Consider the following 13,471-nt stretch of genomic DNA (forward strand, 5'->3'; position numbering starts at 1 on the left):
ACGACCATGTCTTTTGTCTCCTCCCTCAATGAGATCCCCTACGCGCTGACGTTCGCCGGCCAGGCCACGCCGTGGCGTTCCGCCCTCGACGAGATCGCCCACGACCCCGAGATCGCCGCGATCGTCGGCGGCGTCGTCAAGGCCTCCGATGCGGTGCTCTCTCCCGTGCGCCGCTCGCTGGCAACACAGTCGGTGGCCTCCCTGCCGTTCGAGTTTCCCGCCGAGGACGGGCAGGCGGCAGTGACCCGGGAGGCCGCAGGTCCAGACGAGGCCGCCCTGTCCGTCCCCGGGATAGTCGCGGCGCAGCTCGGCGCTCTCATCGATCTGACGCGCGCCGGCCTCAACATCGTGGCCAACCAGCCGCGCGCCTTCGAGGGACATTCGCAGGGAGTGCTCGGCGTGGAGATCGCACGGGCCTGGATTGAGGGCGACGAGGCCCGGGCCGCCTCCGTGTTCGCGCTGGCTCGCCTGATCGGCGCCGCTGCGGCGCGAGTGACGCGTCGCGCGCGCGCCCCGCACGCCGGGGACGCCACCTACATGGTGTCCGTGCGCGGCGTGTCGGATTCCCTCCTGGCGCGCATCCTTGAGTCTCTGCCCTCCGCCTCCCACCCGCTGTCGATCGCGCTGCGCAACGACACCGACACGCACGTCGTCTCCGGCGCGCCCGCTGACCTGGCCTCGCTCGTCGCCGCCATTGAGCGCGCGGCCGTGAAGGATAAGGCGGCCCACGACGCACACGAGCGCGGGGGACGTCCCTTGTCTCCCGTGTGCGAATACCTGCCGGTGTACGCGCCCTTCCACTCCCCGATGCTCGCAGACGCCTTGGAGCTGGTGGATGAGTGGGCACTGCAGTGCGGCATTGACGCCTCACTCGCGCATTCGCTCGCCGCAGCCGTCCTGACCACGCCCGTCGACTGGCCGGAGCAGATCCGGTCGGCCACCGCCTCGGGCGCCGCGTGGATCGTCGACATGGGTCCCGGCGCGACGACCGTGCGCATGACGCGGGCCCTCGTGGAGGGCACGGGCGTCGGTATCGTTGCGGCAGGCACCGCGGCGGATCGCGACAAGGCCGCAACCCCCGGGTGGGAGCCCGAGGCCGGAAGCGACTGGTCGAGTCTGCGTCCCGGCCTCGTGACGCTGCCCGACGGCAAGACCGTCGTCGATACGGCCTTCTCTCGTCTCACCGGCCGTTCCCCGATCCTGCTGGCCGGCATGACTCCGACGACCGTTGACCCCGAGATCGTTGCCGCGGCCGCAAACGCGGGCTTCTGGGCGGAGATGGCCGGCGGAGGCCAGGTCACCGAGGAGGTCTACAACGAGAACCTGGCGGGCCTGCGCGCCCAGCTCCGCCCCGGCCACACGGCCGAGTTCAACTCCATGTTCCTGGACCGCTACCTGTGGAACCTGCAGTTCGGCCAGGCCCGTATCGTGTCGCGGTCGCGCGCGTCCGGCGCCCCCATCGACGGCGTCGTCATCTCGGCGGGTATTCCCGAGCAGGACGAGGCCCTCGCCCTCATCAAGCAGCTGCGCGCCGACGGCTTCCCCTACGTGGCCTTCAAGCCGGGCACGGTCGACCAGATCCGCAAGGTCATCGCCATCGCTCGCGAGGCGGCGCCGACTAAGATCATCGTGCAGGTCGAGGACGGCCACTCGGGCGGCCACCACTCCTGGGAGGACCTGTCCGACCTGCTGCTGGCCACCTACGCTCAGCTGCGCGCTCAGTCCAATATCGTCCTGACCGTGGGCGGCGGCATCGGCACGCCCGAGCGCGCCGCCGACTTCCTGACCGGCGACTGGTCGGCCCGCTACGGCCGCCCACCCATGCCCGTTGACGGCGTCCTCGTGGGCACGGCCGCGATGACGACAAAGGAGGCGCACACCACCAGGGCCGTCAAGGAGCTGCTGGTCGCCACGCCTGGTGTTCCGGCGGACGACGACTCAGACGGCTGGGTTGGCGAGGGAGTCAGCCGCGGCGGAATGACGTCGGGCCTGTCCCACCTGCGCGCCGACATGCACGAGGTGTCCAACGCTGCTGCTGCTGCCGCACGCATCATCGCCGAGATCGGCTCGGACGGCGCTCAGGTGCGCGCCCGCAAGGATGAGATCGTTGAGATCCTGTCCCACACGGCCAAGCCCTACTTCGGCGACCTCGAAGAGATGACCTACGAGGCCTGGGTGCGCCGCTTTGCCGACCTGTCCTACCCGTGGGTTGATCCCACCTGGCAGATCCGCTACCACGACCTGCTCCAGCGCGTCGAGGCGCGCCTGGCGCCCGTGGACCACGGCGAGGTCGAAACCCTGTTCCCGACGGTCGAGGACGTCGCCGACGCTCACGCTGCGGCCGACCGCCTGATGGCCGCCTACCCGAACGCGGCGACCACCCACGTCACGCCGATCGATGCCGCGTGGTTCCCGGCCCTGTGCCGCTCCTACCCCAAGCCGATGCCGTTCGTGCCGATCCTGGACGACGACTTGATCCGCTGGTGGGGCCAGGACTGCCTGTGGCAGGCCCAGGACGAGCGCTACACGGCCGATCAGGTGCGCATCATTCCCGGCCCGGTTTCCGTCGCAGGCATCGACCGAGTCGACGAGCCCGTCGCCTCCCTGCTTGGCCGCTTCGAGGCCGCCGCCGCCGCTCGCCTGGAGCAGACCGGCGCGATTGCCGCACCGGTGGCCGCACGCCTGGGCAACGGCAAGCCCGCCGCCACCCGCGAGGAATGGCTGCGCAAGGTTCCTTTCATCTCGTGGACCGGCCACCTGATGACCAACCCCGCCTCCATCCTCGATCCCGAGCGCGTGTCCCTGAACCCGACCGACACCGGCGTGGACATGGTCATCCACCTGGACACCGCCTGGGATAACGACCCGCGCGGCGCCGAGAAGCACGCGGTGCGCGAGCTGGTCTTCCCACTGGTTCTGTCCGGCGAAGACGGCGCGGTCCCGGTCATCGACGAGGCCAAGCTGCCCCAGCACATGTACGCGATGCTGGCCGCCACCGCCGGCGTGACCTCCGTGTCCGTCGCCGACGACACCGTCGACGCACTGCCGGTCATGGTGCCTTCCTCGAAGTCCGTCTTCGGCGAGGCCCACTACTCCTTCACGCTCGCCCCGACGCTCGGCTTCGACCACGCGCAGGCCACGGGCGCTACCCTGCCCGCCGACTACGAGCTGGCCGCCTGGGCTCCCGACGCCCTGCTCGGCCCCGCCTGGCCCGCCATCTACGCGGCCCTGGGTTCGGCCATCCACAATGACTACCCGGTCATCGAGGGCCTGCTCAACGCCGTCCACCTCGATCACTCGATCACCTTGGAGTACACGCCCGAGCAGATGCTCGAGCGCGGCTTCCACACGATCGATGTGACCAGCCACGTGGCCGCGGTCGACGAGTCCTCCTCCGGACGCATCGTCACGGTGGCCCTCGAGCTCACCTCGAACGGCGAGCACGTGGGTTCCACGCAGGAGCGCTTCGCGATCCGCGGCCGCGCCACCGGCAACCGCGCGCCCTCCGAGGCCGCGCCCTTCGGCGGCGCGAACATCGAGGTCGTCGACACGCCCCGCTCGGTCCTGCGCCGCGTGAGCGTCAAGGCTCCCGACGACATGACGCCCTTTGCGATCGTCTCGGGCGACTACAACCCGATCCACACCTCCTACGCGGCCGCCAAGGTCGCCGGCATGGACGTGCCTCTCGTGCACGGCATGTGGCTATCGGCCACCGCTCAGCACGCGGCCGAGGCCATCGTCGCCGGTCAGGGCGGCGCTCAGATCGCCGGCTGGACGTACTACATGTACGGCACCGTCGACCTGAACGACGAGGTTGAGATCACCGTCGAGCGCGTGGGCCGCGTCGTCGGCGGCGGCCTGTCCCTCGAGGTCACCTGCCGTATCAACAAGCAGGTCGTCTCTCGCGCGTCGGCCTACACCTTCGCCCCGAAGGTCGCCTACGTCTACCCGGGCCAGGGCATTCAGAGCGCCGGCATGGGCCTGGACGAGCGCACCAAGTCCAAGGCCGTCGACGAGGTGTGGCGCCGCGCCGACGCGCACACCCGCTCGGCGATGGGCTTCTCCATCCTGGCGATCGTGCGCGACAACCCGACCGAGATCGTGGCGCGCGGCGTCACCTACCGTCACCCCGAGGGCGTCCTGAACCTCACCCAGTTCACGCAGGTGGCACTGGCGACGCTGGCGATCGGCCAGACGGCCCGCATGCGCGAAGAGGGCGTCCTGGTTCCGGGTGCTGCCTTCGCCGGTCACTCGCTGGGCGAATACGATGCGCTGGCCGCATACGCCGAGGTCTTCCCGCTCGAAACCGTCCTCGACCTGGTCTTCCAGCGCGGTTCCACGATGCACTCGCTCGTGCCCCGCGATGAGAACGGCCGTTCGAACTACCGCATGGGCGCCCTGCGCCCGAACCAGTTCGGCGTCGACGACGCTCACGTCGTGGAGTACGTCGCCTCGATCGCTTCGGCGTCCGGTGAGTTCCTCCAGATCGTGAACTTCAACCTGGCCGACCAGCAGTACGCGGTCGCCGGTACGGTCGCGGGCCTGAAGGCCCTCGAGGAGGACGCCACCAAGCGTGCCGCCGAGCACGGTGGCAAGCGTCCCTTCATGTACGTTCCCGGCATCGACGTGCCCTTCCACTCCACTGTCCTGCGCAGCGGCGTGGCGGACTTCCGCACGAAGCTCGACGAGCGTATTCCCGCCGAGATCGATCCTTCGAAGCTCGTGGGCCGCTACATCCCCAACCTGGTGGCGCGTCCCTTCGAGCTCACCCGCGAGTTCGCCCAGTCGATCCTCGACGTGGTTCCCTCCGACACGGTGCGCGAGCTGTTGGAGACCCCCGGGGCGTGGGATGCGGCCCTGGCCAACCCGGGTGTCCTGACCCGCACGCTGCTCATCGAGCTGCTGTGCTGGCAGTTCGCATCCCCGGTGCGTTGGATCGAGACCCAGCGCGTGCTGCTCTCGACCGAAGAGGCTGCCCCCGGCGTTCCCGGCCTTGGCGTCGATCAGGTCATCGAGATTGGCCTGGGCGGTGCCCCGACCCTGGCCAACCTGGCCGCCCGTACCCTGCTCGCCCCCGAGTTCGCGCTCTCTCGCGTCGACGTGTTCAACGTCCAGCGCGATGAGCCCCGCGTCTACGCGACTGACGTCGCCGTGATCGAGGAGGACGAGGACGAGGAGATCACCCCGGCTGCCCCCGCCGCCGAGGCCGCTCCCGCGCCCGCCCCGGCAGCTCCTGCCGCCGAGGCCGCTCCGGCCCCCGCCCCCGCTGCTCCGACCGGAGGCCCCTCGGGTGCCGACGTTGCGGATCTGCCCTTCACGGCGTCCTCCGCCATCGTCGCTCTGCTGGCCCTGTCCGCGAAGATTCGCATTGACGAGGTCGGCGCCACCGACACGACCGAGTCGCTGACCAACGGCGTGTCCTCGCGCCGCAATCAGCTGCTCATGGACATGTCCTCCGAGCTGGGCCTAAACTCGATCGACGGCGCCGGCGAGGCCGACGTCGCGACCCTATCGGCCACGGTGGACAAGGCTGCCAAGGGCTACAAGCCCTTCGGCCCGGTCCTGTCCGAGGCCGTCAAGGAGCGCACCCGCAAGCTCTTCGGCGCGGCGGGCGTCAAGGCCGGTCACATCGCCGAACGAGTGACGGGGACCTGGCAGCTCGGCTCCGGCTGGGCGCATCACGTCACCGTCGAGATCGTTCTGGGTACCCGCGAGGGCGCCTCGACGCGCGACGGCGACCTGGCGACGCTACCGCTCGATGCCCCGACGAACGCCGCCGGTGTCGATGCCCTCATCGACGCTGCCGTGGCCGCCGTCGCGGCCCGTGAAGGTATTGCTGTGTCCCTGCCCAGCGCCGGTGGTGCGTCCGGTGGCGGCGTCGTTGACTCCGCCGCGCTGGATGCCTACGCCGCGTCCGTGACGGGTGAGAACGGCGTCCTGGCCAAGACTGCTCGCACGATCCTTTCCGAGCTGGGTCTTAACGCCCCCGCCCCCACCGGCGAGGATTCCTCCGACGACGCTCGCGTCATCGACGCCGTCGCCGCCGAGCTGGGTTCGGGCTGGGTCGACCTGGTCGAGCCTCGCTTCGACGCCGCACGCGCCGTCCTCCTGGACGACCGCTGGGCCTCCGCCCGCGAGGACGTCGCCCGCTACGTCGCCGAAGGCACGCTCGCCGAGGGCGCGTCCTTCGTCGGGACGGGACGAGCGGTTGCCGAGCAGGCCTCGTATTGGGCGAACCGCCTGCGTTCCGAGGGCGACGGCAATCGCGCCGCTCGCCTCGAGCAGATCGCGTCCGACGCGCTATCCTCCGCAGAGGACCTGCCCTACGCGAACGACGTCGCCGTGGTCACCGGCATGACGCCCGCCTCCATCGGTGGCGCGGTCGTCGGCGGCCTCCTCGCCGGTGGCGCGACCGTCATCGCGACTTCTTCGTCAATTTCCGCTTCGCGCTTGGCTTTCGCCAAGGAGCTCTACCGCACGCACGCCGCGGGCGGTGCGAAGCTGTGGCTGGTTCCCGCGAACCTGGCCTCCTACCGCGACGTGGACGCGCTCGTGGAGTGGATCGGCACCGAGCAGACCAAGTCCGTGGGCGCCGACGTCAAGGTGACCAAGGAGGCCCTGGTCCCGACGCTCTTCTACCCGTTCGCTGCTCCGCGCGTCTCCGGCACGCTGGCCGACGCAGGCCCTGTCTCCGAGAACCAGATGCGCCTGCTGCTGTGGAGCGTTGAGCGTTCCATCGCCGGCCTGTGCGCGATCGGTTCCGACACCCACGCCGATCACCGTCTGCACGTCGTCCTGCCCGGTTCCCCCAACCGCGGGATTTTCGGCGGCGACGGCGCGTACGCCGAGGCGAAGGCTTCCTTTGACGCGATCGCGACCCGGTGGGCGGCCGAGCCGATCTGGGGGTCGCGTGTGTCGATCGCTCACCCGCGCATCGGTTGGGTGCGCGGCACGGGCCTGATGGGCGGCAACGACCCGATGGTCGCCGCGGTCGAGGCTGCGGGGGTTCGCACCTGGTCGACCGAGGAGATGGCCGAGCAGCTCCTGAACCTGTCGAGTGCTCAGGTCCGCGCCGAGGCCGCATCCGCTCCCGTGGACGCCGACCTGACCGGCGGTCTGGACTCCTCCATCGACCTGCGCGCCCTGCGCGCCCAGGCCGAGGCCCACGTGTCCGAGGCACCTGCCGCCGAGCCTGTTGCGACCGTCTCCGCGCTGCCCTCGCCCTCGCAGGTCGCCGTGCCGCATATCGAGCCCACCCAGTGGGGCCAGACCACCGCGTCGCTGGCCGACACGGTCGTCATCGTCGGCCACGGCGAGGTCGGCCCGTGGGGCTCGGCTCGTACCCGGGTCCAGGCCGAGCTGGGCATTCACACCGACGGTAGCGTTGAGCTCACCCCTGCGGGCGTGCTCGAGCTGGCGTGGATGACGGGCCTGCTCACCTGGTCGGATACCCCCGTGGGCGGCTGGTACGACAAGGACGATCAGCTGGTTCCTGAGTCGGAGATCTTTGAACGCTACCGCGACGAGGTCGTGGCCCGCTCCGGCGTGCGCTTCTTCCACGACGACGGCCCGCTGCACGACGGCTACACGCCCGAGTCCGCGATGGTCTTCCTGGACCGCGACATCACGTTCACGGTCGAGGACGAGGAGGAGGCACGCTCCTACGCCGAGGCAGACCCGCAGTTCACGGTGGTCGAGCAGACGGCCTTCGGCGAGTGGCAGGTGACCCGCAAGTCCGGCGCCCAGGTGCGCGTGCCGCGTCGCGCGACCCTCAACCGCCGTATCGGCGGCCTGTTCCCGACGGACTTCGATCCGGCGCGTTGGGGCATCCCGGCCTCGATGCTCGATTCGATCGACCCGATTGCCGTGTGGAACCTGGTGTCCGCCGTGGACGCGTTCGTGTCGGCCGGCTTCAGCCCCGCCGAGCTGCTGCGTGTCGTCCACCCGGCGACCGTGGCATCCACGCAGGGCACCGGCTTCGGTGGCATGCGCTCGATGCACAAGCTCTTCGTCGACCGTTTCCTGGGCGAGGACTACCCGCAGGACATCCTGCAGGAGACCCTGCCCAACGTCGTGGCCGCGCATACCATGCAGTCCTACGTGGGCGGCTACGGCTCGATGATCAACCCGGTGGGTGCCTGCGCGACCGCCGCGGTCTCCATCGAGGAGGGTCTGGACAAGATCAAGGCCGGTAAGGCCGACTTCGTCGTGGCGGGCGCGATTGACGACATCCAGGTGGAGTCGATCGTGGGCTTCGGCGCGATGAATGCGACCGCAAAATCCGATGAGCTTCTGGCTCGCGGCATCTCCTCGCGCTTCGTTTCGCGCGCCAACGACCGTCGCCGCGGCGGCTTCGTCGAGGCGCAGGGTGGCGGTACCGTGCTGCTGACCCGCGCGTCCGTGGCTCTGGAGATGAACCTGCCGGTCCTGGCCGTCGTGGCTCACGCGCAGACCTTCAGCGACGGCGCACACACCTCGATTCCGGCGCCCGGCCTGGGCGCTCTCGCGGTGGCGCGTGGCGGGCAGGACTCGGTCATCGCCCGCAGCCTGGGGCAGCTGGGCGTGGGTATCGACGACGTGGCTGTCGTGTCCAAGCACGATACGTCCACGAATGCCAACGACCCCAACGAGTCGGACCTGCACACCCGCGTCGGCATGGCGCTGGGACGCACCCCGGGTAACCCGTTGCTCGTCATCTCGCAGAAGACCCTGACGGGTCACGCGAAGGGCGGTGCCTGCGTGTTCCAGGTGGGCGGCATCATCGACGTGTTCCGTACGGGTCTGATCCCCGCGAACGTCGCGTTGGACTGCGTTGACGACGCAATGGAGAAGTACAGCCCGCTCGTGTGGCTGCGTTCCCCGCTCGACCTGTCCGCTCGTGGACCGGTGCGCGCGGCCTTCGCCACGTCGCTTGGCTTCGGCCACGTGTCCGGCTTCCTCGCACTGGTCAACCCGGCGGCCTTCGAGGCCATCGTGGAGCGCGAGACCGGACGCGAGCGCCTCGACGCGTGGCGCGCGGCTTCCGATCGCCGACTGCGCAACGGTCAGCGTCACATCGAGATGGGCATGCTGGGCCACGCCCCGTTGTTCACCTCGGTGGAGGGCCGCCGCCTGCCGGACGACCCGGCGGCAGGAGTCGCAGGTGACGCGCACGAGGTCGAGGCTGCGATCCTGCTGGATCCGTCGGCCCGCCTCGGCGAGGATGGCTTGTACCACCTGCCCGAGGGCCGGTGATCGTGCGCGGACTCGGCGTCGACCTGGTGTCCCTCCCTGAGTTTGCCGCTCAGGTGGGGGCGCCGGGTTCAACCTTCCTGACCGGCGTCCTGACGCCCAGGGAGGCTCGCCGGGTCCGCTCCCGCGCGGCCGCGACGTCCGGCGCGCGAGACGGTTCCGCCCGCTATGACGAGGCGGTGGCCCGTCACGCGGGGGGCCTGTGGGCCGCGAAGGAAGCCTTCATCAAGGCGTGGTCGTGCGCCCTGTTTGGGTCCCCTCCCCTCCTCGGCATCGACGAGGTGGACTGGCGCGAGATCGAGGTCGTTCACGACGAATGGGATCGCCCCGCCATCACGCTGCACGGCGCCGTCGCACGAGCGTGCGAGACGAGCCTCGGGGCGGCTTCCTCGTGGAGGGTGTTGGTCTCGATCAGTCACGACGGCCCCTGCGCGATCGCTCACGTCGTGATCGCCGACGCCAGCACTTCGGTTCCCCGGGACGACCGGGTCACGCCGTAGTCGAAACGCGCTCCGGGCGTACCCGCGATTGCAGCCACGAGCTCAGCGGGCGCATCCTCAGCAGGGAGCAGGTCGCTCTCCTTCGCGGGAGCCCCGGGCGCCCTCATATCCCTCTCACCTGGTTGCGCTGCCCCCGCGCTTTCCCCCGCTCGGCCATCGGCGCGTCTTGAGGGGGCATCCGCCCCATCCGCGCTTTCCCCAGCGCCCTCCTCCACCTGATCGGCTTCCGAGGTGTCTTTCCCGTCCGCTCCGTGCGTATTCTCCTGCGCGTCGGTGGGAATCTCTCCCGGCTGCCCCGGCCTGGTCGAGAAGGGGTCATCGGCCGTACCCGCCGACGGTTCGGCGAGGCTGATCACCTGATTCTTCGTGAAGCGCGCGTATCCCCTGGCCAGGTCGTGTCCGAGCGCGCAGGCTCGAAAGACAATCGACGAACGCACCTCGCCCGCCGCGTCAACCCAGCCGTTGGGAACTGGCCGCGCGACCACGATGACGGGATCGCCCTTGCGGCAGCTGCGAAACACGTTCTGCGCAAGCGTGTCCCAGGTTTCGATGGTGTACCAGTGGGCTCCGTCCTCCACGTAGGAGGCTGCCCCGGGGCGCGCCTCGCTGGCAAAGCGCCAGCGAGTGATCGCCATCCGAAAGGTCGTCACGCACGTGTCCTTGACGTGCTTCATGATCGGATCTGATCCGATGCGTCCCCTCAGAGTTGTCGCCGTGTCTTGCATCATTGCATCCTTTCCTGGGGTGACCGGCCCGTGCCGGTTACCCCAGGAAACACCGCGCCCAGCCCGCCTTCAAGGCGTCCCTTCTCCCCTGTGGACAGGTGGGCACCGCAACGGACACCTGTGCACGCAGCAGCGGGCGGGTGCGAGGCGGCGCCGCCTCGCGGGCAGCACCGTCACCGTGCAGCTCAGCGGAGCCTACTGGGCGTGGTCGGCGGGGGCGATTCCCAGCGAGACGACCTCTCGGGCGACCGCTCGCGCCCTGTCGGTTGGCACGGGCTGCGCCGGGAAGAGGACACGGCGGTAGTACTCCAACTCCTGAATGGACTCCAGGATGTCGGCCAGCGCGCGGTGTCCCCCGTGCTTGACGGGCGCCTCGGCAAAGGCCGAGCGATACCAGCGCTTTGCCAGCTCCTTGATGGAGGATACGTCGACGAGGCGGTAGTGCAGGTGCTCGATGACGGAGGGCATGTTGGCCTCGAGGAACATCTTGTCCGTGCCCACCGAGTTACCGGCCAGCAGCGCCTTGCCCGGCTGGGGCACGAAACGCTTGATGTAGGACAGGACCTGTTCGGTCGCTTCCTCCATGGACACCCCGCTCCTGGCGAGCTCGGTCAGCAGCCCGGAGCTGGTGTGCATGTTGCGCACGAAGTCGTTCATGTTCTCGAGGGCGCAGGCGGGTGGCGTAATGAGGACGTCCATGCCGGGGTCGACGATCGACAAGTCACCGTCGGTGACGACGACGGCCACTTCGATGAGGGCGTCATTCGCGACGTCCAGGCCGGTCATCTCGCAGTCGATCCAGATCAGGGGGTCTTTCAGTGTTTTCACGTCCTCCATGGTAGTGCTCTCCTCGCCATACGGTCGGGTGGTGCGCTGGGGGGCGTGGCCACTACTACACTGGAGGGGTACTGGAAGGAGCACCCATGCCCACTCGTTCTCACGTGACCACGCCCACGGATATTCGTCAGGCCGCCACCGCCCTGGAGGGGGTTGCCGTGCGCACGAACCTGGAGCGCTCCGAGCGCCTCTCGAGTGAGGCGGGCGTGGATATTTTGCTCAAACGTGAGGACCAGCAAAAGTGCCGTTCCTTCAAGGTTCGTGGCGCCTACGCTCGTATGTCGATCCTTTCCCCCACCGAGCGTGAGCGCGGCGTCGTGTGCGCCTCGGCCGGCAACCACGCTCAGGGACTGGCCTACGCCTGCGCCCACCTGGGGGTGCGCGGCACGATCTATCTTCCGTCCAACACGCCACGCCAAAAGCGCCGCAGGATCGCGGCGATCGGCGGGCAGTGGGTCGAGCAGGTCATCGTGGATGGAACGTTCGATCGCGCCAACGCCCTCGCACAGGAGGCCGCGCGGGCAACGGGACGCACCTATGTTCATCCTTACGATGATCCCTTCACGATTGCCGGGCAGGGAACGATTGGCGTCGAATTGGAGTCGCAGATGCCCGCCGACACGTGCGCCGTCCTCGTTCCGGTCGGGGGCGGAGGTCTCGTGGCGGGAGTGTCTACCTGGCTGCGAGCTCACCGCCCGGAGGTGAAAATCATCGGCGTCGAGCCGGCCGGAGCGGCTTCCATGCACGCCGCTCTCGAGGCGGGTGAGCCCATCTCCCTGGCGAAGGTTGACCCCTTCGTCGACGGGACGGCAGTGGGACGGGCCGGAGCTCTTCCCTTCCGTATCGCCGCCCAGTTTGTCGATTCCGTCCTGGTCGTCCCCGAGGGTGCCGTGTGTACCGAAATGCTGGAGCTCTACCAGTCCGACGGTGTGATCGCCGAGCCTGCGGGCGCGCTGGCATCGACGGCGGCTCACGTATTCTTGACCGATCCCGCGGATCGCAAGGCCCTGCTGGGGCGCGCCGATGGGGCGATCGTGTGCGTCGTCTCGGGCGGAAACAACGACCTGACGCGCTACGCGGAGGTCATGGAGCGCTCGCTGCGCCACGAGGGGTTGCGCCACTACTTCCTCGTGACATTCCCGCAGCAGCCGGGCATGCTGCGCATCTTCCTGGAGGATGTGCTCGGCCCCGCCGACGATATCGTTCACTTCGAGTACACGAAGAAAAACAACCGCGAGCTCGGGCCCGCACTGGTGGGTATCGACCTGTCCACCCCCGATGACATTGATGGGCTGCGTCGCCGCATGGAGTCCTCTCCCCTGCACGTGGAGGAACTCCCGCTCGACTCCGAGATCACGCGGCTCGTGATCTGAGGTGTTCGCCCGCTGTGCTTAGGCGGCCAGTGCGACGGGCCGGGTGAGGCGCACGCGCACGGCCGGGGTGGAGTTGAAGCGGTAGCCTTCTCCGCGGACCGTGGAGATCAGATCGGGGGCGGCGGCGAGCTTCTTGCGCAAGCGACGGACGTGAGCATCGACGGTGCGGGAGTCGGCTCCCAAGTCGGCCTGCGCCCACACGGAGGCAAAGAGTTCGGCGCGCGTCACCGCACGGTCTGCGTTGGCGGCCAGGTGGGCGAGGAGGTCGTGTTCCTTGGCGGACAGGCCGGCGTCCCGTCCGTCAAGGGTGACCTGTCCACGGTCGAGGTCGATGTCGATGCGCGAGGAGGTGAGTCGCAGCCCGGCCAGAACGTCAAGGAAGTCTTCGTAGGAGGTCGGAGCGTCCGTCGAGGCGGCGGAGGTGGCGGGAGTGTTGACGAGGGTCATGGGTGTATCCGATTCTTCGGGGCCGCACTCCCACGGTCACTGTGGGCATATCACTGCGGCGGTGATTGACAGGAAAGTTGGGGCGTCAATCACATACACATTCGCGACATCATGCCGCCGGTGGGGCAGCACATGGGGTTCGCGAAAGTCGTCATGCCACTAGTTTGTCGGAGGCATGAATGCCCGGCAACACCGCGCCCACAGAATGAGACGAGGTAACGGAGGTGGTCCGTCGGGGTGGCGCGGTCCGCGCGTGCCAGTGCCGCCTGCCGGTTTGCTCTTCTGCCCCGCCAACCGCGTCCTTTCCTCGCCTGGTCCGTCCCCACTGCCCCCTGCACTCGACCAGCCGACCCCAGTA

At 69.1% G+C, this 13,471-nt stretch carries 6 protein-coding genes; 3 read left to right on the forward strand and 3 right to left on the reverse strand.

Features of this window, described 5'->3' with window-relative positions:
* The first annotated feature begins 6 nt into the window (after positions 1–6).
* Both HMPREF9006_RS02375 and HMPREF9006_RS02380 read left to right on the forward strand, forming a co-directional pair.
* Complete coding sequence (locus tag HMPREF9006_RS02375; protein ID WP_034230881.1) at positions 7–9,234, forward strand: type I polyketide synthase; 9,228 nt, start codon at positions 7–9, stop codon at positions 9,232–9,234.
* Positions 9,235–9,236: 2 nt separating this feature from the next.
* A complete protein-coding gene (locus HMPREF9006_RS02380) occupies positions 9,237–9,731 on the forward strand; it encodes a holo-ACP synthase (RefSeq protein ID WP_050786718.1) in 495 nt (164 codons plus the stop codon).
* Here HMPREF9006_RS02380 and HMPREF9006_RS10210 read toward each other — a convergent pair.
* Both HMPREF9006_RS10210 and orn read right to left on the reverse strand, forming a co-directional pair.
* Positions 9,671–10,459, reverse strand: coding sequence for a single-stranded DNA-binding protein (locus tag HMPREF9006_RS10210; protein ID WP_009211941.1), 789 nt, complete (start codon positions 10,457–10,459; stop codon positions 9,671–9,673). The two genes, HMPREF9006_RS02380 and HMPREF9006_RS10210, sit on opposite strands and share 61 nt — an antisense overlap.
* A 192-nt stretch (positions 10,460–10,651) precedes the next feature.
* Entirely contained in the window at positions 10,652–11,293 is a 642-nt protein-coding gene (gene orn, locus HMPREF9006_RS02390; protein ID WP_009211942.1) for an oligoribonuclease, read from the reverse strand.
* An 86-nt stretch (positions 11,294–11,379) separates the two neighbouring features.
* Between orn and ilvA the strand changes: the two genes are divergently transcribed.
* The gene (gene ilvA / locus HMPREF9006_RS02395; protein ID WP_009211943.1) at positions 11,380–12,666 is read left to right on the forward strand and encodes a threonine ammonia-lyase IlvA; all 1,287 of its coding nucleotides are present in this window, start codon (positions 11,380–11,382) and stop codon (positions 12,664–12,666) included.
* Between the two features lie 18 nt (positions 12,667–12,684).
* Here ilvA and HMPREF9006_RS02400 read toward each other — a convergent pair whose 3' ends face one another.
* Entirely contained in the window at positions 12,685–13,113 is a 429-nt protein-coding gene (locus HMPREF9006_RS02400) for a winged helix-turn-helix domain-containing protein (RefSeq protein ID WP_009211944.1), read from the reverse strand.
* Positions 13,114–13,471 lie beyond the last annotated feature (358 nt).

Origin of the sequence: Actinomyces sp. oral taxon 180 str. F0310, assembly GCF_000185285.1 — a bacterium.
Lineage (GTDB): Bacteria > Actinomycetota > Actinomycetes > Actinomycetales > Actinomycetaceae > Pauljensenia.

What these genes read in the sequence shown, in the direction of transcription:
- orn (WP_009211942.1), bottom strand. Translation starts at nt 11,293, where the DNA reads ATGGAGGACGTGAAAACACTGAAAGACCCCCTGATCTGGATCGACTGC.
- ilvA (WP_009211943.1), top strand. Translation starts at nt 11,380, where the DNA reads ATGCCCACTCGTTCTCACGTGACCACGCCCACGGATATTCGTCAGGCC.
- HMPREF9006_RS10210 (WP_009211941.1), bottom strand. Translation starts at nt 10,459, where the DNA reads ATGATGCAAGACACGGCGACAACTCTGAGGGGACGCATCGGATCAGAT.
- HMPREF9006_RS02400 (WP_009211944.1), bottom strand. Translation starts at nt 13,113, where the DNA reads ATGACCCTCGTCAACACTCCCGCCACCTCCGCCGCCTCGACGGACGCT.
- HMPREF9006_RS02375 (WP_034230881.1), top strand. Translation starts at nt 7, where the DNA reads ATGTCTTTTGTCTCCTCCCTCAATGAGATCCCCTACGCGCTGACGTTC.